This is a genomic window from Oerskovia sp. NPDC060338, assembly GCF_042726295.1.
Classification (GTDB): domain Bacteria; phylum Actinomycetota; class Actinomycetes; order Actinomycetales; family Cellulomonadaceae; genus Oerskovia; species Oerskovia merdavium.
Genome location: NZ_JBHXCQ010000004.1, coordinates 31981 through 54745, shown reverse-complemented (window position 1 = coordinate 54745; position 22765 = coordinate 31981). Strand labels below are relative to the sequence as shown.

22 protein-coding genes are annotated in these 22765 nt (G+C 73.4%); 15 read left to right on the top strand and 7 right to left on the bottom strand.

All coding sequences use genetic code 11. The features are described 5' to 3' along the window. Positions 1-75: 75 nt before the first annotated feature. From ACFWGN_RS06060 to ACFWGN_RS06025, 8 genes are all read left to right on the top strand, one after another. Positions 76-1752, top strand: a complete 1677-nt coding sequence (locus ACFWGN_RS06060; protein ID WP_377616124.1) for a bifunctional ADP-dependent NAD(P)H-hydrate dehydratase/NAD(P)H-hydrate epimerase — start codon at positions 76-78, stop codon at positions 1750-1752. 164 nt (positions 1753-1916) lie between these two features. Beyond that, positions 1917-2642 carry a nucleoside/nucleotide kinase family protein gene (locus ACFWGN_RS06055; RefSeq protein WP_377616312.1) on the top strand — a complete coding sequence of 242 codons (726 nt, stop codon included), beginning with the start codon at positions 1917-1919 and terminating at the stop codon, positions 2640-2642. Between the two features lie 47 nt (positions 2643-2689). Next, complete coding sequence (locus ACFWGN_RS06050; protein WP_377616123.1) at positions 2690-3688, top strand: pseudouridine synthase; 999 nt, start codon at positions 2690-2692, stop codon at positions 3686-3688. A gap of 183 nt (positions 3689-3871) precedes the next feature. Further along, positions 3872-5164 carry an alanine racemase gene (gene alr / locus ACFWGN_RS06045; protein WP_377616310.1) on the top strand — a complete coding sequence of 431 codons (1293 nt, stop codon included), beginning with the start codon at positions 3872-3874 and terminating at the stop codon, positions 5162-5164. Continuing rightward, positions 5161-5805: a tRNA (adenosine(37)-N6)-threonylcarbamoyltransferase complex ATPase subunit type 1 TsaE gene (tsaE, locus tag ACFWGN_RS06040; RefSeq protein ID WP_377616122.1), complete on the top strand. Its 645-nt coding sequence runs from the start codon at positions 5161-5163 to the stop codon at positions 5803-5805. Before alr ends, tsaE begins: the two co-directional genes overlap by 4 nt. 9 nt (positions 5806-5814) lie before the next feature. Next, positions 5815-6549: a tRNA (adenosine(37)-N6)-threonylcarbamoyltransferase complex dimerization subunit type 1 TsaB gene (gene tsaB, locus ACFWGN_RS06035; protein WP_191801373.1), complete on the top strand. Its 735-nt coding sequence runs from the start codon at positions 5815-5817 to the stop codon at positions 6547-6549. Continuing rightward, positions 6546-7085 carry a ribosomal protein S18-alanine N-acetyltransferase gene (gene rimI / locus ACFWGN_RS06030; RefSeq protein ID WP_377616120.1) on the top strand — a complete coding sequence of 180 codons (540 nt, stop codon included), beginning with the start codon at positions 6546-6548 and terminating at the stop codon, positions 7083-7085. The genes tsaB and rimI overlap by 4 nt, the downstream gene beginning before the upstream one ends. Further along, a complete protein-coding gene (locus ACFWGN_RS06025) occupies positions 7082-7939 on the top strand; it encodes a sulfurtransferase (protein WP_191801369.1) in 858 nt (285 codons plus the stop codon). Before rimI ends, ACFWGN_RS06025 begins: the two co-directional genes overlap by 4 nt. Positions 7940-8004: 65 nt before the next feature. On the opposite strand, the gene ACFWGN_RS06020 is transcribed toward ACFWGN_RS06025, so the two are convergent. Then, positions 8005-8646, bottom strand: a complete 642-nt coding sequence (locus tag ACFWGN_RS06020; RefSeq protein WP_191801367.1) for a malonic semialdehyde reductase — start codon at positions 8644-8646, stop codon at positions 8005-8007. 117 nt (positions 8647-8763) lie between these two features. Between ACFWGN_RS06020 and tsaD the strand changes: the two genes are divergently transcribed. After that, positions 8764-9834 (top strand): tRNA (adenosine(37)-N6)-threonylcarbamoyltransferase complex transferase subunit TsaD, encoded by a 1071-nt coding sequence (gene tsaD, locus ACFWGN_RS06015; RefSeq protein WP_377616119.1) that lies wholly within the window; start codon positions 8764-8766, stop codon positions 9832-9834. A 76-nt stretch (positions 9835-9910) separates the two neighbouring features. Here the strand turns inward: tsaD and ACFWGN_RS06010 are convergent, their stop codons facing one another. Continuing rightward, complete coding sequence (locus ACFWGN_RS06010; RefSeq protein ID WP_377616118.1) at positions 9911-10660, bottom strand: class I SAM-dependent methyltransferase; 750 nt, start codon at positions 10658-10660, stop codon at positions 9911-9913. Positions 10661-10719: 59 nt separating this feature from the next. On the opposite strand from ACFWGN_RS06010, the gene ACFWGN_RS06005 reads away from it, so the two are divergent. Then, positions 10720-11922 (top strand): hypothetical protein, encoded by a 1203-nt coding sequence (locus ACFWGN_RS06005; protein WP_377616117.1) that lies wholly within the window; start codon positions 10720-10722, stop codon positions 11920-11922. A 43-nt stretch (positions 11923-11965) separates the two neighbouring features. Here ACFWGN_RS06005 and ACFWGN_RS06000 read toward each other — a convergent pair whose 3' ends face one another. Continuing rightward, complete coding sequence (locus tag ACFWGN_RS06000; protein ID WP_056653873.1) at positions 11966-13102, bottom strand: glutamate--cysteine ligase; 1137 nt, start codon at positions 13100-13102, stop codon at positions 11966-11968. 3 nt (positions 13103-13105) lie between these two features. Beyond that, a complete protein-coding gene (locus ACFWGN_RS05995) occupies positions 13106-14404 on the bottom strand; it encodes an SAM-dependent methyltransferase (protein ID WP_377616116.1) in 1299 nt (432 codons plus the stop codon). A 207-nt stretch (positions 14405-14611) separates the two neighbouring features. On the opposite strand from ACFWGN_RS05995, the gene groES reads away from it, so the two are divergent. Then, positions 14612-14908 (top strand): co-chaperone GroES, encoded by a 297-nt coding sequence (gene groES, locus ACFWGN_RS05990; protein WP_056653879.1) that lies wholly within the window; start codon positions 14612-14614, stop codon positions 14906-14908. Between the two features lie 184 nt (positions 14909-15092). Here the strand turns inward: groES and ACFWGN_RS05985 are convergent, their stop codons facing one another. After that, complete coding sequence (locus tag ACFWGN_RS05985; protein WP_056653881.1) at positions 15093-15380, bottom strand: WhiB family transcriptional regulator; 288 nt, start codon at positions 15378-15380, stop codon at positions 15093-15095. Positions 15381-15590: 210 nt separating this feature from the next. Between ACFWGN_RS05985 and ACFWGN_RS05980 the strand changes: the two genes are divergently transcribed. Together ACFWGN_RS05980 and guaB are read left to right on the top strand one after the other, a co-directional pair. Then, entirely contained in the window at positions 15591-16694 is a 1104-nt protein-coding gene (locus tag ACFWGN_RS05980; RefSeq protein WP_191801356.1) for a MerR family transcriptional regulator, read from the top strand. A 94-nt stretch (positions 16695-16788) separates the two neighbouring features. Continuing rightward, positions 16789-18312, top strand: a complete 1524-nt coding sequence (guaB, locus tag ACFWGN_RS05975; RefSeq protein ID WP_377616115.1) for an IMP dehydrogenase — start codon at positions 16789-16791, stop codon at positions 18310-18312. Between the two features lie 75 nt (positions 18313-18387). Here the strand turns inward: guaB and ACFWGN_RS05970 are convergent, their stop codons facing one another. Then, on the bottom strand, positions 18388-19929 hold the full coding sequence (locus tag ACFWGN_RS05970; protein ID WP_225219969.1) for a UDP-N-acetylglucosamine 1-carboxyvinyltransferase: 1542 nt from the start codon (positions 19927-19929) through the stop codon (positions 18388-18390). A gap of 123 nt (positions 19930-20052) precedes the next feature. Further along, positions 20053-20751, bottom strand: coding sequence for an exonuclease domain-containing protein (locus ACFWGN_RS05965; protein ID WP_191801352.1), 699 nt, complete (start codon positions 20749-20751; stop codon positions 20053-20055). A gap of 283 nt (positions 20752-21034) precedes the next feature. On the opposite strand from ACFWGN_RS05965, the gene ACFWGN_RS05960 reads away from it, so the two are divergent. Both ACFWGN_RS05960 and ACFWGN_RS05955 read left to right on the top strand, forming a co-directional pair. Further along, a complete protein-coding gene (locus ACFWGN_RS05960; protein ID WP_056653894.1) occupies positions 21035-22159 on the top strand; it encodes a GuaB3 family IMP dehydrogenase-related protein in 1125 nt (374 codons plus the stop codon). Continuing rightward, positions 22159-22668 carry a GNAT family acetyltransferase gene (locus ACFWGN_RS05955; RefSeq protein ID WP_377616114.1) on the top strand — a complete coding sequence of 170 codons (510 nt, stop codon included), beginning with the start codon at positions 22159-22161 and terminating at the stop codon, positions 22666-22668. Before ACFWGN_RS05960 ends, ACFWGN_RS05955 begins: the two co-directional genes overlap by 1 nt. Positions 22669-22765 lie beyond the last annotated feature (97 nt).

Genomic DNA, 22765 nt, shown 5'->3' with positions numbered 1-22765 from the left:
GCGCCGGCCCCGCGAGGGTGCTGCCGCGAGCTGGCCGGTCCGGCAGGTCGGGCCCCCGCGCGGCATCATGGCCCCATGATCGAAGCGTTCACCGCCGCCCAGGTCCGTGCCGCCGAGGAGCCGCTGCTCGCCCGGGGCGTCCCGCTCATGGAGCGTGCGGCGTTCGCGCTCGCGACGATCGTCGCAGGCGACCTGCGGCGCGCGTTCCCGCACGCGCGGTCCGCGCGGACAGGGGGTGCCGGTCCCGACGGCGGAGCGCGCCCAGGGCACGTGACCGGCACACGGGTGGTGCTCCTCGTGGGCTCGGGCAACAACGGCGGCGACGCCCTGTTCGCGGGGGCGTACCTGGCCCGGCGAGGGGTCGCGGTCGAGGCGGTCTGCACGAGCGAGCACCCTCATACCGAAGGTCTCACGGCGCTGCGCCGCGCGGGTGGGCGGGTCCTCGACCTGGGCGCCCCGGCAGGGCGCGCGCGATGGGGACAGGTCGTCGAGGGCATCCTCTCGGCCGACGTGGTCGTCGACGGGCTGGTCGGGATCGGTGCGTCGGGAGCCCTCCGGGGCGTGGCCGGCGAGCTGGTCGAGGCGCTCGCGGACCGGCTGTCGGGGTGGGTCTCCCGCGGCGGGCCGCGACCCTGGGTCGTCGCGGTCGACACCCCGAGCGGGATCGGTGTCGACGACGGCTCGGTCCCCGGGCCCGTCCTGCCCGCCGACCGGACGGTCACGTTCGGCGCACCCAAGCCCGGGCTGCTCCTGCCCCCGGCGACCCACCTCGCAGGGCACGTGACACCCGTCGACGTGGGCCTCTCCGACCTGGGAACCCCCGCGATCCGGCGCCTCGAACCTGCGGACGTCGCACGCCTGTGGCCTGTGCCCGGGGCGAGCGACCAGAAGTACACGCGCGGGGTCCTGGGCGTCGTCGCGGGCACGCCGACGTTCCCGGGGGCCGCGGTGCTCGCGGTCACGGCGGCCGTCCGTGCGGGTGCGGGCATGGTGCGGTACCGCGGGCTCGACGACGTCGCGCGGGTCGTCGTCTCGGCTCGCCCCGAGGCCGTGCCCGCCGAGGGCAGGGTCCAGGCGTGGGCGCTCGGGTCGGGGGTGCCGGCCGCGGGGGAGCGGTCGCCCCTGCGCGACGGCGCGAGCGAGCGGGACACGGGCGCCGGACCGGACGCCGGCCAGCACGAGCGCATCCGGTACGCGCTCGCGGTGGCGTGCGGCGAGCTCGCACAGGATGCCTGGGACGCCTCGGCCGGGCCGCGACCGGCGTGCGTCGTGGACGCCGGCGCGCTGTCGCTGCTGCCTGCGACCTGCCCGCCGTCGGTCGTGCTGACGCCGCACGCGGGCGAGCTCGCGAGCCTCCTGAGGGCGCGTGGCGAGGACGTCGACCGGGCCGACGTCGAGGCCGAGCCGCTGCGCTGGGCGCGCACCGCGCACGAGCTCACGGGTGCGACCGTGCTGCTCAAGGGGTCGGCGACCGTGGTGGTCGGACCCGAGGGAGTGTGGTCCCAGGCGGACGGACCGGCCTGGCTCGCGACCGCGGGGGCCGGGGACGTGCTCACGGGGCTCCTGGGCGCCCTTCTGGCCGCCCACGGCGAGCGCGTGGTCCAGGAGCCCGGGCTGGCCGCAGTGCTCGCTGCCGCGGCTGCTACGGTCCACGGGTTGGCGGCCGTGCGGGCGAACCCTGGCGGGCCCGTCGCGGCCATGGACGTGGCCGAGGCAGTTCCCGGCGTGGTCGCGGACCTGCTCCGAGGGTGACGGACGCGCAGGTCCACGGTGGCGGACGCGCAGGTCCACGGTGGCGTCGCACCGCCACGCCATCGGTGACGAGAGAGAGGATGTCGCGGGTGAGGCACGTAGACGTCGAGGGCGACCAGGTGCTGGTCGAGGGCGAGGTCGCGACGGCGCTCGCGGCCAGGTGCCTGGACCTCGTCGCACGCGCCCGGGGCGCGGCCTCCGAGGGCCCGTCGGCCCGGGGCGCGGCGTCCGGGGGCAGAGCCAGGGTGCTCGTCGGGATCGTCGGCGCACCGGGGGCGGGGAAGTCGACGCTCGCCGCGGACGTCCTCGCAGCGCTCGCGCAGCACGCCGCAGCCGCCGACAGCGGCAGCGTCCCGTCGGGACCGTCCGCGGAGGGTACCCGCGCACCCGGGGTGAGCGCCGTCGTCGTGCCCATGGACGGCTTCCACCTCGCCGACGCCGAGCTCGCCCGCCTGGGCCGCCGGGACCGCAAGGGCGCGCCCGACACGTTCGACGCGCACGGGTACGTCGCGCTCCTCGAGCGGCTCCGGTCGCCCCGCGAGGGGGTCACGGTCTACGCGCCCGCGTTCGACCGCGAGATCGAGGAGCCGGTCGCGGGGTCGATCCCCGTCGGACCCGACGTCGAGCTGGTCCTGACCGAGGGCAACTACCTCCTGCTGGACGAGGACCAGGACCACGGGCGCTGGAGCCCGGTGCGCACGATCCTCGACGAGACCTGGTTCCTCGAGGTCCCCGAGCAGGTCCGCGTCGAGCGCCTCGTGGCCCGGCACGAGCGGCACGGCAAGCCGCCTGCCGCGGCGCGCGCCTGGGCGCTGGGCCCCGACGAGGCCAACGCCCGCCTCGTGGCCTCGACGCGGGACCGGGCCGACGTCGTCGTGCGCCCCTCCTGAGGGCACCCGGCAGGGGGCGCCCAGGGCGAGCGGCTACCGTGGTGGCCGTGCCGACCTCCACGACCCCCCAGGTCCCGCCGCGCCGTCGGCGCACCCCGTTCCAGCCGCTCCCCGTGCGCGACGGCCTCAACGCGACCCGCGTCGTCCTGCCCCAGAACGGCGACGGGAGCGACGGCTCGCCCCGGTGGGACACCGTCCTGGACCACCTCGTCCACCGGTTTCCCGACGACGAGCCGCGCCTGCGCGAGAAGGTCGCCGCGGGGGAGGTCGTCGACCACCTGGGCCGGCCGGTCACGCCCGACACGGCCTTCGCGCAGCACGCGCGCGTGTTCCTGTACCGGGACCCGCCCGTGGAGACGCGCGTGCCGTTCGAGATCGAGATCCTGCACCGCGACGACGACCTGGTCGTGGTCGACAAACCGCACTTCCTCGCGAGCATCCCGCGCGGTGCCTTCATCGCGGAGTCCGTGCTGGTCCGGCTGCGCCGAGACCTCGACCTGCCCGAGCTCTCGCCCGCGCACCGGCTCGACCGCGTGACCGCGGGGGTGCTCGTGCTGACCGTGCGACCCGAGGTCCGCGGGCCGTACCAGACGCTGTTCGCCGAGCGGCGCGTGACCAAGGTGTACGAGGCGGTCGCGGGCGTCGACCCTGCGCTCGACCTGCCGCGCGTCGTCCGCAGTCGGATCCACAAGGAGCGCGGCGTCATGCGCGCGTCCGAGGTGCCGGGCGAGCCGAACTCCGAGAGCCTCGTCGAGCTCGTGGGCACCCGCGAGGATCCGTCCGGGACGGGCGACGCGTCGCGCGGTCGCCTCGGCCTCTACCGCCTCACCCCGCACACGGGCAAGACCCACCAGCTCCGGCTGCACATGAGCTCGCTGGGCCTGCCGATCCTGCACGACAACTTCTACCCGACGTTCTACGACGTGCGCCCCGACGACTTCAGCCGGCCGCTCCAGCTTGTCTCGCGCTCGATCGAGTTCGTCGACCCGCTCAGCGGGAGGCCACGGCGGTTCGAGACGACGCGGCCTCTGCAGGAGTGGTCGTAGGCCCGACGGCGTCCCTGGTGGGCGGGTCCGTCGCCTCGGCCCGCACGCCCGTCACCGCCGGTGAGAGAATCGGTGACCGTGAGCCCCTTCAGCGATCCCCCGCACGGTTCCACCGGCGACACCACCCCCTCGCCGTCGGCCACCGGCCCCGTCCCGCCCGCCGACTACTACCCGGCCCGCGCCGTGATCGACCTGGGCGCGATCCGCTCCAACGTCGAGTCCCTCGCGCGCCACGCCGGCACGGCCCAGGTCATGGCGGTCGTCAAGGCCGACGCGTACGGCCACGGCCTGCTGCCCAGCGCCCGTGCGGCGCTCGCGGGCGGTGCGACCTGGCTCGGCACGGCGCAGGTCTCGGAGGCGCTCGCGCTGCGCGCCGCGGGCATCGGCCCCGACCAGGCGCGGGTCCTGACCTGGCTCTACGCGCCGGGAGCGCCGCTCCGGGCGCTCGTCGAGGCCGAGATCGACGTCTCGGTCGCCGCGCCGTGGGCCCTGGACGAGGTCGCCGCGGCAGCCCGCGCGGCCGGGCGCCCCGCCCGCGTGCACCTGAAGATCGACACGGGGCTCGGGCGCAACGGGATCGTGCCGGACCAGCTCCCGGCCGTGCTCGACGCCGCGCTGCGCGCCGAGTCCGAGGGCGTGCTGCGCGTCGTCGGGATCTGGTCGCACTTCGCGTTCGCGGACGAGCCCGAGCACCCGACCGTCCTGCACCAGGCCGACGTGTTCGACGCCGCGGTGCGCACGACCGAGGCCGCCGGCGTGCAGCTCGAGGTGCGTCACCTCGCGAACTCCGCGGCGACGCTCACCAACCCCCGCGTGCACTACGACCTGGTGCGCCCGGGCCTCGCGGTCTACGGCCTCTCACCGGTCCCGCAGCTCGGGACGCCCGACGACTTCGGCCTGACCCCGGCCATGACGCTCGAGGCTCGGCTCGCGACCGTCAAGCAGGTCGCGGGGGGCCAGGGCGTCTCCTACGCGCACGCCTACACGACGCCGCAGGCGACGATCCTCGGCGTGGTCCCGCTCGGCTACGCCGACGGCATCCCGCGGCACGCCTCGGGCGCCCTGCCCGAGCGGCCCGGTGGCCCCGTGCTGGTGGGTGGGCCGATCGACGAGGCCGGCGGAGTGGACGGCACGGGCCGCGTCCTGCACGTGGCCGGGCGGGTCTGCATGGACCAGTTCGTGCTCGACCTGGGTCCCTACGCGTCCGAGCAGGCGGGCGACGTCGTGACGTTGTTCGGGCCCGGTGCGGGGCTGGCCCGCGGGGGAGCCCCGACCGCCGAGGACTGGGCGCTGGCCGCCGGCACCATCAGCTACGAGATCACGACGCGTCTGGGCGCGCGCGTGCCGCGCGTTCACGTCGACGGCACGGGCGGCACGACCGGCCCGACGACGGAGCCCGCCACGGGCGCTCCGGCGGACCGCGCCCCCGAGGCGTCGAGCAACCCCCTTCACCACGACCAGGAGTGGCTGTCATGAACGACCTGACCATCGATCTGCCCGACGCCGACGCGACCCGCGCGTTCGGGCTCGCGCTGGCCCGCGAGCTGCGCGCGGGAGACCTCGTGATGCTCACGGGCGACCTGGGCGCGGGCAAGACGACCCTGACCCAGGGGATCGGCACGGGGCTGGGGGTGCGGGGCCAGGTGGCGTCGCCCACGTTCATCATCGCGCGCGTGCACCCGCCGCTCGCGGACGGGCCGTACCTGGTGCACGTCGACGCCTACCGGCTCGGTTCGCTCGACGAGGTCGAGGCGCTCGACCTCGACGCGAGCCTCGACGAGTCGGTCACGGTCGTCGAGTGGGGACAGGACCTCGTGGAGTCCCTCGCCGAGGACCGCCTGGAGATCACGATCGAGCGCCCGCGCGGCGGACTGGGCGTCTCCGCGGGGAGCGACGGGACCGACGACGGGCTCGACTCGCCCGAGGCCGGGGTCCGGCACGTGACCGTGCGGGCCGTGGGCGACCGCTGGGCCGGCTTCGAGCGGGCCGCAGCCGCGCTGCGCGCGGCCGTCGTCGCGTCCGTCGAGTCCTCGGAGGAGGCGGACGACACCGCGGGACCCCGTGCGGAGGGCTCCGGCATGCAGGAGCTGGCCGCCGACCCGTCCGCGGAAAAGTAGGCTGGGACCGTGGCAGTCCTCGCGCTCGATACGTCAGCCGCCGTCGCGGTCGCCCTCGTCGGGGAAGGCGGTGAACGGCTCGCCGTGCGCTCCGCGGACGAGAGACGCCGGCACGCCGAGACCCTGGCTCCCCTCGTGAGCGAGGTGCTCGCCGAGGCCGGCGTGGACCGGACCGCGCTGACCGCGGTCGTCGCGGGCACCGGGCCGGCGCCGTTCACGGGCCTGCGCGTGGGGCTGGTCACGGCCCGCACGCTCGCGCTCTCGCTCGGCATCCCGGCGCTCGGCGTCTCGGGCCTCGACGCGATCGCGGCGCAGGCCGTGAGCGACCTGGGCCTCACGCCGGGCGACGAGGTCCTCGCGACCGCCGACGCGCGCCGTCGTGAGGTGTACTGGGCGCGCTACCGCGTCGTGGCGCACGAGGGCCCGCACGCGACCCCGGTCGTCGAGCTCGTCGCGGGTCCCGACGTGGGTCCGGCCGCGGGCCTGGCCGACCAGGTCGCGGGCGCCGTCGTCGTGGGAGAAGGGGCCGCTCTGTACCCGGACCACCTGCCGCTCGCCGAGGACGCGCCCCTGGTGCCCGACGCGACGGTCCTGGCGCGGCTCGCGATCGCCCGCCGCGACGCGGGCGTCGAGCAGCCCACCGAGCCGCTGTACCTGCGCCGACCGGACGTCCAGGAGCCCGCCGCGCGCAAGCGGGCGAGCGACGCACCGCCCGCGGCGACGCCGACGGGGGCCGGGGCGTGAGCGCGCACTACGAGGTCAAGCTCCGGCCGCTGCGGGCCGCGGACCTGCCGCGCGTCGTACGCCTCGAGCAGGAGCTGTTCGGGTCGAGCGCCTGGACCTACGGCATGCTCGCCGAGGAGCTCGGGGCGCTGGGCCGCTGGTACGTCGCGGCCGAGCCCGTCCGCCTCTACGCCGCCGGCCCGCAGGAGCTCATCGGCTACGCGGGACTGTGGTTCGACGGCGACGTCACGCAGATCATGACGATCGGCGTGGACCCGCAGTATCAGCACCTCGGCATCGGGTCGGTGCTGCTGACGGCTCTGATCGACCGTTCGCGCCAGGTCGGGGCGAGCGCGGTGCTGCTCGAGGTCCGGGTGGACAACGACGCCGCGCTGGCCATGTACGGCAAGTTCGGGTTCGAGCAGCTCGGCATCCGCAAGCGGTACTACCAGCCAGAGGACGTCGACGCGTACACCATGCGCCTCGAGCTGACCGACGACGCGCCTGCCGCGGAGACCCGCGACGCAGCGGTGCCCGACGAGCCGGGCGTCGCGTGAGCGCACGCGACGCGGTGCTCGTCTCGGCACGGGCCCTGCACGACGAGCTCGCGGCAGGAACGGGCGACCTGGTCCTGCTCGACGTCCGCTGGGCCCTCGGGGTCACGGACGGCCACGAGCAGTACCTCGCGGGGCACCTGCCCGGCGCGGTGTTCGTGGACCTCGAGTCCGAGCTCGCCGCGCCGCCGTCCCCGGCGAGGGGCCGGCACCCGCTCCCGGACCTCGCCGACCTCGAGGCGGCCGCGCGTCGCTGGGGCGTGCGCCAGGGGTCCCGCGTCGTCGCGTACGACGCCGTGGGCGCCACGTCGGCGGCGCGCGCCTGGTGGCTGCTGCGCTGGGCGGGTCTCGCCGACGTCCGCCTCCTCGACGGTGGTCTCGGTGCCTGGACCGGTGCGGGCTTCGTCCTCGAGCAGGGGGAGGTCGTCCCCGTGCGCGGGGACGTCGTCTTGTCGCAGGGGGAGCTCCCCACGCTCACGCCCGACGACGCGGCGCGCCTGGCGTCGTCGGGCAGCGGACTGCTCCTCGACGCTCGGGCGGGCGAGCGCTTCCGGGGCGAGGTCGAGCCCGTGGACCCGCGCGCGGGGCACGTGCCCGGAGCCGTGAGCGCGCCGACCGTCCAGAACCTCGGGTCCGACGGACGGTTCCTCGACGAGCCCGCGCTGCGCGAGCGCTTCGCGGCGCTCGGGGTGCGCGCCGACGGCGAGCAGCACGTCGGCGTCTACTGCGGGTCCGGGGTCACGGCCGCGCACGAGGTCGCAGCCCTCGCCACGCTGGGGATCGACGCCGCGCTCTACGCGGGCTCGTGGTCCCAGTGGTCCAACGACGAGACCCGCCCGGTGGCCACAGGGGCCTGACCGGACGGGTCTCGGGGTCGTTCAGCCGGGGGCCGCAGAGGGCTCGGCGCACCGGCGGGACGGCGTCAGAGCGTCGTCGAGGCCTGCTCGAACGTGAGGCGCGTCTGGCGCGGGTACGTCGCGCCCTCGCCGGCCGGGGTGCCGACGTTGATGACGACGAGCGACTTCCAGCCGTTCTCGCCGAAGAACTCGGCGTCGACACCTGCCGCGTCGAAGCCACCCATGGGACCGACGTGCAGACCGGCCGCACGCAGACCCACGATGAAGTAGCCGACCTGGATCAGCGCAGAGGTGCGGGACATCCCGGTACGGGTCTCCTCGCCGGCAGCCTCGAAGTTCTCCTTGGCGCCCTCCATGTGCGGGGCGAGGACGGGCAGGTACTCGTGGAAGTTGGGGTCGGCCGCGGCGACGATGGTCAGCGGCGCAGCCAGGGTCTTGGCCTTGTTGCCGTCGGCCATGTGCTCGACCAGGCGTGCACGGGCCTCGGGGTCACGGACCACGAGGAGGCGCAGCGGCACGGTGTTCATGGCGGTCGGTCCCCAGCGGACCAGGTCGTAGGCGGCCTGGATCTTCTCGTCCGGCACGGCCTCGTCCTCGAACGCGTGGACGGTGCGGGCCTCGCGGAACAGCAGGTCGGCGGTCGAGGCGTCGATCTCGAGCAGGTCGTCGAAGGCGGCGTCGATGGGGGTGAAGGTCTCTGTGCTCATGCCTCGGTCAACAGTTGAAGGATCAATCACCCTTCCCGATCCGGGGCGTGACGTGCGACACAACGACGGCGTCCCCGCCCGCACGACGACCTCTCCAGCACGACTACGCTGGGAACCATGGTTTCTGGCGGTTCCTCTGACAGCCTCGGTGCCCCCCTCGTCCTCGGGATCGAGTCCTCCTGCGACGAGACGGGGGTCGCGCTCGTGCGCGGCCGCGAGCTCCTCGTCGACGCGGTCGCGAGCTCGATGGACGAGCACGCCCGCTACGGCGGCATCATCCCCGAGGTCGCCTCGCGCGCCCACCTCGAGGCGATGATCCCCACGATCCAGCGTGCGCTGGGCGAGGCGGACGTCGACCTCTCGCAGATCGACGCGATCGCGGTCACGGCCGGTCCCGGCCTCGTCGGCCCGCTCACGATCGGCGCCTCGGCCGCCAAGGCGCTGTCGATCGGTCTGAACAAGCCCCTGTACGGCGTGAACCACGTGATCGGCCACGCTGCGGTCGACGAGCTGGTCCACGGCGAGTTCCCCGAGCGCGTCATGGCGCTCGTGGTCTCGGGCGGGCACTCGTCGCTGCTGCTCGTGGACGACATCGCGACCGACGTGACCGAGCTCGGCTCGACGCTCGACGACGCCGCGGGCGAGGCGTTCGACAAGGTCGGCCGCCTCCTCGGGCTGCCCTACCCCGGAGGGCCCCACGTCGACCGCCTCGCGCGCGAGGGCGACCCGACCGCGATCCGCTTCCCGCGTGGCCTCACCGCACGCAAGGACCAGGAGAAGCACGCGTACGACTTCTCGTTCTCGGGCCTCAAGACCGCGGTCGCCCGCTGGGTCGAGGCCCGCGTCGACAGCGGGCTCGAGGTGCCCCTCAACGACGTCGCGGCCTCGTTCGCCGAGGCCGTCGCCGACGTCCTCACGGCCAAGACCATCGCAGCCTGCCAGCGGCACGGCGTCGAGACGCTCGTGGTCGGTGGCGGGTTCAGCGCCAACTCGCAGCTGCGCGACATGGCCGCGAAGCGCTGCGCCGAGGCCGGCATCGACCTGCGCATCCCTCCCATCCGGTACTGCACCGACAACGGCGCGATGATCGCCGCGCTCGGGTCGGCGGTCGTCCGGGCGGGCGTCGCGCCCTCGGGTCTCGACATCCCCGTCGACTCCTCGATGCCGCTCACGACCGTCACGGTCTGAGCGGGCCAGGCCTGGCCCGCTCGGAGCCGAGCAGCTCGTTCTCGGTGAGGCGGCGTGCCCGATCGGGCGCCGTCGCTCAGCGCGCGGCGCGCAGCACGAACGTGACGTCGCTCGCGTCGTGCGCGGCCGGGCGCCCCTCGTCGTCCTGGACCTCGACGACCTCGAGACCCGCGGCACGGGCCAGGTCGCGGAAGCCGTCGCGGGTGTACCAGTGGATGGTCCACACCCGCTCGTCGACCGTGGTGAGACCGTCCAGGACCCGTTCGTAGCGCAGCGTGCTGCGCTGGACCCGGGCGACCTCGTCGCGCTCCTCGGAGATGACCGCGACGCTCAGGAGCGCGCCGTCCTCACGCGTCGTCGCGCGGGCGCGCCCGAGCTGCTCGGAGGGCGTCGGCGTCGGGACGAAGAGGGGGACCAGCACGGTGCCGTCGGGGGTCAGGTGGGTCCGGATGCGGCGCAGCGCCGCGAGGGCCGTGCCGTCGTCGGGCAGCAGGGTGAACGTGGGGCCTGCGAGGAAGATCGACCGGTAGCACCGGTCGAGGTCGAGCTCCTCCATGCGCTGGTGGTGCACCACGACGTCGAGGCACTCCTGGGCCGCGAGCTCGCGGCACCGGGCGAGCATGTCGGCCGACGAGTCGACGCCCTCGACGTCGAGGTCGAGCGCGCGCAGCGCGAGGAGCGGGTCCCCGTCGCCGCACCCGAGCTCGAGGGCCGGCTCGCCCGAGTCCAGGACGAAGCGCGCGTAGCGCTCGGGGTCCTCGTGGCCCGACTTCAGGGGCGAGTAGAGCTCGACGACGAGTCCGGTGTAGAAGTCCGCGGGATCCATGCGCCCATGCTCTCAGCCACCGCCACCGAATTGTTCGGACCCCCGGGCGGGGCGCGCGGGTGGACTTGATACCGTGCGACCTGGCCGACGCGACCGCCGCGGGGCAGTACGGAGAGCTCATGGATCCCGCGCGACCCGGCCCGGCAGGACCTGCCTACCAGGGCCCGCCGTCGGGGTCCGCGCACGCGCCGGGCAGCGCTGCCGCCGCGTGGCAGAGCGCGCAGGCGTGGCACGCGTACGCCCTCACCCAGGTGGGCCGCGCTCAGCAGCACGCCCTGGCGGCGTCGGCGCACTGGTTCGCGGTCCACCGCGCGCTCGCCGCCCAGGAGGCGGCGCGTGCGGGCGGCCACCGCTGGCCCCCGGCCCCTGCCGGGCCCACCGGGTACCCGGCCCCGGCCGCACCACAGCCCCCGCGCCGTCGACGCTCCGCGCTCGTCGGGACCTTCGTCGCTCTCGTCGGGGTCCTGGTCGTGGTCGGGCTGGCCGCCGGCGTGATCCGGTCCGCGCAGCAGGGGCTCGCGGGCGCCTTCGACAACCCCGCACCGACCGTGCCGGCGATCGACGGCTGGGTCGCGCCCGAGCCGGACCCGGAGACCACCCCCGTCCCGGGCACCGGTTCGGACGACGTCGTCGCCGACCCTGCTCCGGGCGACCTCGCCGCGGGCGGATCAGACCTCTCTGCCGACGCGGGCATGGAGGAACGCTGGAAGCAGGGAGACTACGCGCTGCCGGTGCCGGACAGCCTGCTCACGGCGGCCCCCGGCACCGCTTTCGCGCCCGGCCAGCCCGACCCGACGCGATGGCTCGTCGATCTCAACCCGGCCAACGAGGGCCTGCGCGTGGTCTTCACCGACGACGGCGCCTACAACTGCGGCATGGAGTGGATCGTCGAGCGAGACCTGCGCGAGACCGGCGTCGCCGGGTGCTACGACCCCGACTACCCGACGACCCTGTTCATGTACTGGGGACCCGAGGCGAGCGCAGCGGCGAAGGAGTTCGTGCTCGCGCACGAGCTCTCGCACCTCATGCAGTGGTGGCACCGGTTCGACGTCGTCCAGTCCGCGGGCGAGGCGGGGCTGCGGGACGACGAGGACTGGAAGGACGTCGTCGAGTCGGACGCGACGTGCCGCGTCCTGTCCTGGGGCGGTTACTCGCAGGAGGTCGCGGACAGCTCGTCGTCGCCGTGCACGGCCACCGACTGGTCGGAGGACTGGCTCGCCGAGCAGGCCGCGGCACGTGGGGTCACGATCACGGACCACTGACCGGGCGCACCCGCGGTGCGCTCCGGCGTCGGGCCTCTCGCCGCTACAGCGGGCGCCCCGCCCGCATCTCCGCGACGAGCGCGCGAACCACGGCGTCCAGCTCTCCGCCGTTGCGGCGCGCCACGGCCCGCTGCCGCTGGTACGACGCACCGCGCCGCAGGATCACGCGGACGTCGTCGAGCTCCTGGAGGCACCCGAGCCGGGCCGCCACGGGCTCGAGCTCGACGAGCAGCTTGGCGACGGCCTCGGTCACGAGCTCCTCGTTGCCCGCGCGGTCGAGGATGATGATCGCGTCCATCCCGTACCGGGCCGAACGCCACTTGTTCTCCTGGGCGAACCAGGCCGGGATGGTCGGGAGCTCCTTGCCCTGGTCGAGCAGCGTCGACAGGTGCTCGACGAGGCAGTGGTTGAGCGCCGCGAGCGCGAGGACCTCGGTGAGGTTGGTCGCGCCGTCGCAGATGCGGGTCTCGAGCGTCCCGAAGCGCGGTGAGGGGCGCAGGTCCCACCGGACCTCGTCGAACTGGTCGATCACGCCCGTGTGGATCATGTCCCCGACGTAGCCCTCGAGCTGCTCCCAGGTCTCGAACTGGAAGCCCAGGCCCGCGGTCGGCAGCTGCTGGAACATGAGCGCACGGTTCGACGCGTAGCCCGTGTCCTTGCCACCCCAGAACGGTGACGAGGCCGAGAGCGACTGCAGGTGGGCGAAGTACCCGAGCATGGCGCGCGAGATGGGCAGCACCTTGCTGCGGTCCTCGATCCCGACGTGCACGTGCACGCCGTAGATGAGCATCTGCCGGCCCCACCACTGGGTGCGGTCGATGAGCGTCGCGTAGCGCTGCTTGTCGGTGACCTTCTGCTGGGCCCAGCGCGCGAACGGGTGCGTGCCCGCGCTCATGAGCTCGACGCGCAGGGGGTCGGTCAGGACGCGGATCTCCTCGATCGCGGCCTCGAGGTCGCGGCCCGCGTCGCCGACCGTGCGGCACACGCCGCTCACGACCTCGACCGTGTTGAGCAGGAGCTCCTGGCGGATGTGGGGGTGCTGCGAGCCGTCGGTGGGCTCGACGGCGTCGAGCACGGTCTGGGCGACCTGGCGCAGGTCGCCCGAGTCCTTGTCGACGAGCGCGAGCTCCCACTCGATACCGACGGACGAACGCTCGGACCGGGCGAAGGGAAGGTGCACCGATCAGCCCCTTTCAGGAGGCGTGGGGGAGTCGAGGATGTTCGTGCCGTCGGGCCGGATCAACGGTTCGACGACCAGGACCTGTTGCGAGCCGGCGATCCGGGTGAGGACGACGGTCGCCTCCGCGGTACCGCGGAGGTCGAGCTGCTTGCGGAGCTGTTCGGGCACGACGGCCGTGCCCCGCTTCTTGATGGTCAGCCGTCCCACGCCACGCTCGCGCAGGTAGGCCTTGAGCTTCTTGAGGCTGAAGGGCATGACGTCCAGGACGCGGTACCCGGTCGCGACGTCTGCGGACCCAGGGCTGCCCACGGCGGAGCGGGGAGCGGGGGAGTCCGTGGTCACGTAGGCGATGGTCCGGTCGAGCAGTCGCCCGCCGAGCTCTGCTGCGGCCTGGGCGACGAGCCCGGCGCGGATGATCGCGCCGTCGGGCTCGTAGAGATAGTGCCCGACGACGCCCACGTCCGGGACGAGCTCGTCGTCCCCCTGGGCATGGCGAAGGGTGCGCGACGTGGTGCGGCGCGTGCCGTCGTCGTCCGTCACGGTCCGCAGGACCAGCGCGGTGCGCCCGGGGCCCTCGGGGGCGAGCGGGCCGAACCACAGCGCGGCCTCGACCACGTCGCCGTCGACCGAGACCCACTGCGTCTCGGCGTCGGTCGGCAGTCCCGCGTGCGGGATGCCGGGGCCGACCTTGATACCGACCGCGGGAACGACCGAGCGCAGGGCCCACACGTCGTCGAGCGGGGGAGCGTACGAGCGAGGGTCGAAGATGCGCGTGCCCGAGCGCGTGCGGCGCGCAGGGTCGGCGAACACGCCGTCGACGCCCTCTGCCGCCAGGTCGATGCTCAGCCCGTCCGCGTGGCGGACCTCGGCCTCGGGGAAGTGACGGAGGTTGACGGTCGCGATCGACGCCGTGACCTCGTCGATGTCCGTCGCGAGGACCTGCAGGCCCGTCCCGGCGAACGTCATGGAGTCGGCACCGATCCCGCACGTCAGGTCGGCGACCTTGGTCACGCCGGCCGCGTGATAGCGCTGCGCGTGGCGTGCGGCCACCACGAGCCGCGTGGCCTGCTCGAGGCCGTCCTGGGTGAAGAGCATGCCGTCCGCGAACGTGTCGAACTTCAGGTGCGCCTTGGCGCGCAGGCGCGACTGGGTGAGCGCGGCCGCGGCGAGCTCAGGGTCCACCCCCTGGGCCCGCAGTCCCGTCGCGAGCACCATGGCCTGCCGCTCGTCGTACGGGGGGAGCGCGTTGAGGAGCGCCCACCCCGTCGGGCTGAGCAGCTTGGTCAGTGCCGACGCGTCCATGCGTCGATCTTTCCACGCCCGGCGCGCGTTGGCACTCGCCTTGACCGAGTGCTAATGCGGACCTAGATTGTGCGTAGGACGTTCGCCCCCTCGGGGGCGGGCGAACACCAGAGCGACACCAGCCGGTCCGGCACCCGCGACGACGGACGGCAGGCAGCGCTCGACACTCATCCGTTGCAGTTCTCATAGCGAAAGGGGAGGTCCGACGTGTCGGTCCCCATCAAGCCGCTCGAGGACCGGATCGTCGTGAAGGCCCTCGAGGCCGAGACCACGACCGCATCCGGCCTGGTCATTCCGGACACCGCCAAGGAGAAGCCCCAGGAGGGCGAGGTCCTGGCCGTTGGTCCGGGTCGTATCGACGACAACGGCAACCGCGTCCCCCTGGACGTCGTCGTCGGCGACAAGGTCATCTACAGCAAGTACGGCGGCACCGAGGTCAAGTACGGGGGCCAGGAGTACCTGGTGCTCTCCGCACGCGACATCCTCGCCGTGGTCGTCGCCTGATCATCGGCTGACGGCTGGCAGCTGCCAGCACGAAGGGCCCCGCAACCTCGGTTGCGGGGCCCTTCGTCATGTCAGGGGTCTGCTGAGCTCTCGAGTGGTGCAGGTCGTGACGAGGCCGGTCGTGGTGCCGGCCGCGGCGCTTCGTCGAGCGCGGCGCCGCGACGAGCGTGAGGTCAGGTGGAGGTCAGGCGGTCTTGGAGACCCCGGCCAGGATCGCAGAGCGCTCGTCCTCGCTCAGGCCGCCCCACACGCCGTACGGCTCGCGAACCTTGAGCGACTGCTCGCGGCACTGCATCAGCACGGGGCACGAGGCGCAGATGGCCTTGGCCGCTTCCGCGCGGCGGCGGCGGGTGGAGCCTCGCTCGCCCTCCGGGTGGAAGAAGAGGGTGTCGTCCGCGTCGCGGCACGAGCCCTGGTACTGCCATTCCCACAGTTCCATCACCGGTCCGGGGAGCCTCGAGATCTCTGTCATGTCGAACAACCTACAAGCGTTGCAGAAGTTGTTCAAGGGGCGGGGGTGGATGAGTTTCTGACCGGCTTTGCCTCTCTGTGCACCGTTTCATGGCGAACATGGCGCGAACTGCGGCGTTGTCCACTGTGTGACAGGACACACCGGGACAGCCGACCGAGACACGCCGCGCCCGAAGTGGCGAGGGGGTGAGCCGGTCGGCAGAATCGGTGCATGACTTCACTCCGGTCCGCCCCGACCCCCGGCGGGCCCCGACGGAAGGTGACCGAGGTTCCTGCACTCGCTGTCGCAGCCGTCGCCAAGAGGTTGGGCGTCGCCCCGGCCACCCTCCGCACCTGGGACCGTCGCTACGGTCTGGGTCCCTCCGAGCACACTGCCGGTTCGCACCGGAGATACACGGCCGACGACGTCGCGCGCCTCGTCATCATGCGTCGCCTCACGCTCGAGGGCGTCGCACCGGTCGACGCCGCGCGCGCGGCCCTGGATGCCGACCAGGCGGAGCTCGCGCTCGAGAGCGGCCAGATCGAGCAGGCCGCCGGCTCCGACGGCCCCGCCGAGGACGGGGACGAGGGCGAGCCGTCGGGCGAGACGCCCGGCGGGGGGCTGCGCCTCCTGCGCGCGGTCCCGCGCGGCGCGGACGACGAGCCGGTCCGCATCGGCGCGACGCGCGCCACGGGCGTGTCCGACGTGGTCGACGCCGCGATCTCGTTCGACCAGAAGCGGTGCGACAAGCTCCTGCGCATCGCGCCCGGCACCGACCCCGGTCAGTGGTGGTCGACGCTCGTGGAACCGGCCCTCCACCGCATAGCCGAGCGCACGTTCCTCGCCTCCCCGGGAGAGATGCCGGAGGTGGTCTTCAGCAACGCGACCCTGGCCGCGCTGCGCGAGTACACCCAGCAGTCCGAGGCCGCGCTCGTCGCGGGAGGCGGTCCGCCCCCCAACCATCCCAGCAGGATGCGGCGGATCGTGCTGATCTTCGCGGCGCCGGGAGAGCAGGTGCCGCTCGCGGCCCACGCGCTCGCCGCCGCCCTGGGCGCGCAGGGAGCCATGGCCCGCATCGTGACCGGGTCGGCCACGATGCACCGTTCTCTCGAGCTCGTCGCCATGGTGCGTCCTGCAGCGGTCGCGGTCGTGACGACGCAGCCCCGGCCGGACCTCGACGTCGTCCGGACGGTGCACGAGGCGAACCCGGACCTGCCCATCTTCGTCGGGCTCCAGAACGACGCGGCGGCGACGGGCCTGCCCCTCGCCGCGACCGTGCAGCGGGTGCGCAGCTTCACGGGGCTCCTCCACGAGGCGCTCGCCGTCGTCCGGTGACGCGCGCCACGTGCACGGCGGGAGCCGCCCTCCCGGCCGTCCGGTGGCGGGACGGCCGGGAATATGTCAGAGGCCCTCGGCGTAGAATCTTGATGTGACCGACTCTCTCGCAGCCCCCGCACACGACCCCTTCGGATTCACCGGACTGACGTACGACGACGTCCTCCTGCTCCCGAACGAGACGGACGTCATCCCGAGCGAGGTCGATACGACCGCGCGGCTGACGCGCGAGATCACCATGTCCTCGCCGCTGCTCTCCGCCGCGATGGACACGGTCACCGAGTCGCGCATGGCGATCGCCATGGCCCGCCAGGGCGGGATCGGGATCATCCACCGCAACCTGTCGATCGAGGCGCAGGCCAAGGAGGTCGACCTCGTCAAGCGCTCCGAGTCCGGTATGATCACCGACCCGGTCACGGTCGGCCCGGAGGCCACCCTCTCCGAGCTCGACGCCCTGTGCGGCCAGTACCGGGTCTCGGGGCTGCCCGTGGTCGACGAGACCGGCAAGCTCCTGGGCATCATCACGAACCGGGACCTGCGCTTCGTCAACCCCGCTGACTTCGCGGAGCGTCGCGTCTTCGAGATCATGACCCCCATGCCGCTCGTGACGGCCCCGATCGGCATCGAGCGCGACGACGCCGCAGCGCTGCTCGCCAAGCACAAGATCGAGAAGCTGCCTCTGATCGACGCCGAGGGCCGCCTGGGCGGGCTCATCACGGTCAAGGACTTCGTCAAGACCGAGCAGTACCCGGGGGCGACCAAGGACGCCGAGGGGCGTCTGCGCGTGGGCGCCGCGATCGGCTTCTTCGGTGACGCCTGGACGCGCGCGACCTCGCTCGCCGAGGCCGGGGTCGACGTCCTCGTCGCGGACACCGCCAACGGGCACGCCCGCCTCCTGCTCGACATGATCCGCAAGCTCAAGGCGGACCCGGCGTTCAAGGACGTCCAGATCGTCGGCGGCAACGTCGCGACGCGTGCGGGTGCGCAGGCGCTCGTCGACGCGGGCGCGGACGGCGTGAAGGTCGGCGTCGGGCCGGGCTCGATCTGCACGACCCGCGTCGTCGCCGGGGTCGGCGTCCCGCAGGTCACCGCGATCTACGAGGCCTCGCTCGCGTGCCGCCCGGCCGGCGTCCCCGTCATCGGTGACGGCGGCCTGCAGTACTCGGGAGACATCGCCAAGGCGCTCGTCGCCGGAGCGGACACGGTCATGCTCGGCTCGCTCCTCGCGGGCTGCGACGAGAGCCCCGGCGACCTCGTGTTCGTCAACGGCAAGCAGTACAAGCTCTACCGCGGCATGGGTTCGATCGGCGCGATGGCCTCGCGCGGCAAGAAGGTGTCCTACTCCAAGGACCGCTACTTCCAGGCGGACGTCGCGAGCGACGACAAGATCGTGCCCGAGGGCATCGAGGGTCAGGTGCCCTACCGCGGCCCGCTCGGTGCGGTCGCCCACCAGCTCGTCGGCGGACTGCACCAGTCGATGTTCTACGTCGGTGCGCACACGATCCCCCAGCTCCAGGAGCGCGGGAAGTTCGTGCGCATCACGCCGGCCGGGCTCAAGGAGTCGCACCCGCACGACATCCAGATGACGGTCGAGGCGCCCAACTACACGGGACGCTGACCCGCCTCCTCCCGTACGCCAGAATGGGCGTGACCCCCTTGGTGGGGGTCGCGCCCGTTCCTGTGCTCGGAGGGGTCAGTCGCGGAACGTCTCGATCCGCGCCCCCAGCTCGATGAGCCGCTCCTGGAGCTGCTCGTAGCCGCGCGAGATGATGTCGACGTTGCGCAGCACCGAGGTGCCCTTCGCGGCGAGCATCCCGAGCAGGATCACGACGGCGGGGCGCAGCGCGGGCGGGCAGCTGACCTCGGCGCCCGACCAGTGGGTGGGTCCCGTGATGTCGAGGCGGTGCGAGTCGAGCAGCCGGACGTCCGCCCCGAGCCGGGTCAGGTCCGTCAGGTGGATGGCCCGGCCCTCGTAGACCCAGTCGTGGATGAGCGTGTGACCGCTCGCGCACGCGGCGATGACCGCGAAGAACGGCAGGTTGTCGATGTTGAGCCCCGGGAACGGCATGGGGTGGATCTTGTCGATCGGGGCGTGCAGCTCGCTCGGGTGCACCGTCACGTCGACCAGACGCGTGCGACCGTTGAGCGCCAGGTACTCGGGCGTGAGCGAGTAGCGCAGCCCCATCTCGGAGAGCGTCGCGAGCTCGATCTCCATGAACTCGATGGGCACGCGCGCGACCGTGATCTCCGAGCCCGTCACGATCCCCGCGGTCAGCAGGCTCATGGCCTCGACCGGGTCCTCGGAGACCGCGTACTCGACGTCCGCGTCGATGTCGGTGCGGCCGTGGATGCGCAGGGTCGTGGTGCCGATGCCCTCGATGCGCACCCCGACGAGCTCGAGGTAGAAGCACAGGTCCTGGACCATGTAGTTGGGGCTGGCGTTGCGGATCGTGGTCACGCCGTCGCGCGATGCGGCCGCCATGATCGCGTTCTCCGTGACGGTGTCGCCGCGCTCGGTCAGGACGACGCTCAGGTCCTCCGTGCCACCCGGGGTCACGAGGGCCTCGTAGTTGCCCGATGCCGCCGTGACCGACAGCCCGAACGGGCGCAGCGCGATCATGTGCGGCTCGACGGTCCGGGTGCCGAGGTCGCACCCGCCCGCGTAGGGGAGCGCGAACTCGCGCTCGAGGCCCAGGAGCGGGCCGAGGAACATGATGATCGACCGTGTGCGGCGTGCCGCGTCGACGTCGATCGAGGCCAGGTCGAGGTGCTCGGGCACGACGATCTCGAGGTCGCGGCCGTCGGTCGACCAGGTCGCCTGGACGCCGATGCTGCGCAGGACGTCGACGATGCGGTCGACCTCGACGATGCGCGCGACGCGCCGCAGCGTGGTCCGGCCCCGGTTGAGCAGCGACGCGCAGAGCAGCGCGACGGCCCCGTTCTTCGAGGAGTTGACCTCGATGCGTCCGGAGAGCTCGTGACCTCCGCTGACCCGCAGGTGCGAGTGCTTGGGGGCCCCGAACGTGATGATCTCGGAGTCGAGGGCTGCGCTGATCCGCGCGAGCATGTCGAGGCTCACGTTCTGCGAGCCCTGCTCGATCCGGTGGATCGCGCTCTGGCTGGTGCCGAGCCTCTCGGCGAGCTGGGCCTGGGTCAGGCCCTTGTTCTGGCGGGCGCCGCGGATGAGCGCGGCGACCTGCGCGAGGTGCTGGGGTGCTTCGTCGACCATGGTCATGGACCGACCGTAACTCATGCATGAGATATTGGCGCGTCGATCTTGGGGTGTGGCGGCAGTTTCACGAGATCATCACGCCTGACTCATCTGTTCCATGAGTTCAGAGCGGTGTGCTGCGGGCGGTCAGGACGGCCAGGCGGTGCTGGCGCCGGCCCCGACGTACCCCTGCTGCTGGCGCCAGGAGTTGAAGTTCTCCGCCCAGGCGCGGTGGGCCGTGATCTGGTGGCGGTGGAGCGCGTCGAGGTCCTGGTCGACGATCTCCGGGAACGCGCGGGTCATGGCCTCGAGCACGTCGAGGGTCGCCAGGACGTCGACGTCCGCGGTGTGCAGGTTGCCGCCGTCGAACACGCCGTAGTGCGCGCACAGGTCACCGAGCTTGCGCTTGCCCTTGCGGTAGCGGTCGAGCGAGCGGTCCAGCACGAGCGGGTCGATCACCGGGGTGACCTCGCGCCCCAGGCGCTCGCCCAGGGTCGGGAGACCGTGCCGCGTGAGCTCGGCGTCGAGCAGCGAGAGGTCGAACGCGGCGTTGAACGCGACGACCGGGACCCCCAGCGCGAGGTCCGCGGCGATGAGCGACGCGATCTCCTCGAGCGCGGGGCCCGGGGCCTCCCCGTGCTCGACCGCGTGCTCGGTCGAGATCCCGTGGATCGCGGCGGCCTCCGCGGGGATGGGGACGCCCGGGTCGATCAGCCACGTCCGCACCTCGGTGCTCTCGCCCGGCACGCGCCGGACGAGGGCTGCCGTCACGATGCGGTCGTTGTGGACGTCCACGCCGGTGGTCTCCGTGTCGAAGCCCAGCAGGGGCCTGGTGGTCCAGCTCATCGTCGTGCTCCTTGCAGTGGTCCTGTGGACGGCCGGCCCGCCGACTGCGCCGTGCCCGACCTGTCCTGGTCTCTGGTCGTGAGCATGCCAGCGGCCACTGACACGCACGGGCGCGGCGCGTTCGCAGGGGCGTCGGGTCGCCGCAGGCTCGCCCGTGCGCCGCGGGACGGGCCCGCCGTCCCCGACGGTCCGCCGGGCTCCCGGTCGCCCGGGGCTGGACGTGCAGAGTCCACCCGGCGGCACGGGCGGGCGGGGGAGCGGTGCGGGCCGGTATCCTCGTCGGGTGAGCAACGAGATCGAGATCGGTCGTGGCAAGCGCGGACGGCGCGCCTTCTCCTTCGACGACATCGCCGTGGTCCCCTCCCGGCGTACTCGTGACCCGGAGGACGTGTCGGTGGGGTGGCAGATCGACGCCTACCACTTCGACCTGCCGATCCTGGCGGCACCCATGGACTCCGTCATGAGCCCGTCGACCGCGGTCGCCCTGGGCAACGCGGGCGGCCTGGGCGTGCTGGACCTCGAGGGCCTGTGGACGCGCTACGAGAACCCGGAGCCGATCCTCGCGGAGATCGCGACGCTCGACGCCGCGAGCGCGACGCGCCGCATGCAGGAGGTGTACGCCGAGCCCATCAAGGCCGAGCTGATCACCCAGCGCCTGAAGGAGATCCGCGCGACGGGCGTCACGGTCGCGGGCGCGCTGTCCCCGCAGCGGACCCAGGAGTTCTACAAGACGGTCGTGGACGCGGGGGTGGACCTGTTCGTCATCCGTGGCACCACGGTCTCGGCCGAGCACGTCTCGGGCAACGCCGAGCCGCTCAACCTCAAGCGTTTCATCTACGAGCTGGACGTCCCCGTGGTCGTCGGCGGCGCCTCGACGTACACCGCGGCCCTGCACCTCATGCGGACGGGTGCCGCGGGCGTCCTGGTCGGGTTCGGCGGCGGCGCGGCGCACACGACGCGCGTGAGCCTCGGCATCCACGCCCCCATGGCGACGGCCGTCGCAGACGTCGCGGCCGCGCGCCGTGACTATCTCGACGAGTCGGGCGGCCGGTACGTGCACGTCATCGCCGACGGCGGCGTGGGCCGCTCGGGCGACCTGGTCAAGGCGGTCGCGTGCGGCGCCGACGCCGTGATGCTGGGTGCTGCTCTGGCGCGCGCCTCCGAGGCTCCCGGGCGTGGCTGGCACTGGGGCTCCGAGGCGCACCACCCGCAGCTGCCCCGCGGCGAGCGCGTGAGCGTCGGCACGGCCGGCACGCTCGACGAGATCCTGTTCGGCCCGGGCCGTCAGGCCGACGGCACGCTCAACCTCGTGGGCGCGCTCAAGCGCGCCATGGCCACGACGGGCTACTCCGACCTCAAGGAGTTCCAGCGCGTCGAGGTCGTCGTCTCGCCGTACCAGCCGCGCTGATGGCTCCGGGCCGCATCCGCGACGGGGTCGCTCTGACGAACGCCCTCGCCGCGGGTGCGCCCGACGCCGCGCCCGAGCACCTGCGGGTCGGCGGCGTGGAGTTCCGTGAGATCGCCGACGACGACGTCGAGCAGGTCGTCGCCCTGTGGGACGGGTGCGGACTGGCGCGCCCGTGGAACGACGCCCACCGGGACGTCGCTGACGCGCGGGTCAACCCGACGTCGACGGTCCTGGTCGCGCACGACGAGGGCGGCGCCGTCGTCGCCACCGCGCTGGCCGGGTACGAGGGGCACCGCGGTTGGATCTACTACGTCGCGGTGGCGCCCGCGCTCCAGGGCGCGGGACTCGGCAGGGACGCGGTCGTGGCCGCGGAGGCGTGGCTCCTGGCCGCCGGTGCCCGCAAGGTGCGACTCATGGTGCGCACGACCAACACGCCCGTCCTGGGTTTCTACGAGCGCCTCGGGTACACGGACGCCGAGTGCACGGTCCTGGGGCGAGACCTCGTCTGACCCTCGGCCGCGACGGCGCGACGCGACGAGCTGCCGCTCGCGGGTCGGTCAGGAGGCGCGGTGCTGCCGCCCGACCGACCCGCGGCCGTCACCCGTG

Excerpts from the sequence above, each read along its gene's own strand:
- ACFWGN_RS05980 (WP_191801356.1), top strand. The coding sequence starts at position 15,591 with ATGACTTCACTCCGGTCCGCCCCGACCCCCGGCGGGCCCCGACGGAAG.
- tsaE (WP_377616122.1), top strand. The coding sequence starts at position 5,161 with ATGAACGACCTGACCATCGATCTGCCCGACGCCGACGCGACCCGCGCG.
- ACFWGN_RS06020 (WP_191801367.1), bottom strand. The coding sequence starts at position 8,646 with ATGAGCACAGAGACCTTCACCCCCATCGACGCCGCCTTCGACGACCTG.
- ACFWGN_RS05955 (WP_377616114.1), top strand. The coding sequence starts at position 22,159 with ATGGCTCCGGGCCGCATCCGCGACGGGGTCGCTCTGACGAACGCCCTC.
- ACFWGN_RS05985 (WP_056653881.1), bottom strand. The coding sequence starts at position 15,380 with ATGACAGAGATCTCGAGGCTCCCCGGACCGGTGATGGAACTGTGGGAA.
- ACFWGN_RS05995 (WP_377616116.1), bottom strand. The coding sequence starts at position 14,404 with ATGGACGCGTCGGCACTGACCAAGCTGCTCAGCCCGACGGGGTGGGCG.
- tsaD (WP_377616119.1), top strand. The coding sequence starts at position 8,764 with ATGGTTTCTGGCGGTTCCTCTGACAGCCTCGGTGCCCCCCTCGTCCTC.
- ACFWGN_RS06010 (WP_377616118.1), bottom strand. The coding sequence starts at position 10,660 with ATGGATCCCGCGGACTTCTACACCGGACTCGTCGTCGAGCTCTACTCG.
- ACFWGN_RS05970 (WP_225219969.1), bottom strand. The coding sequence starts at position 19,929 with ATGACCATGGTCGACGAAGCACCCCAGCACCTCGCGCAGGTCGCCGCG.
- ACFWGN_RS05965 (WP_191801352.1), bottom strand. The coding sequence starts at position 20,751 with ATGAGCTGGACCACCAGGCCCCTGCTGGGCTTCGACACGGAGACCACC.
- ACFWGN_RS06060 (WP_377616124.1), top strand. The coding sequence starts at position 76 with ATGATCGAAGCGTTCACCGCCGCCCAGGTCCGTGCCGCCGAGGAGCCG.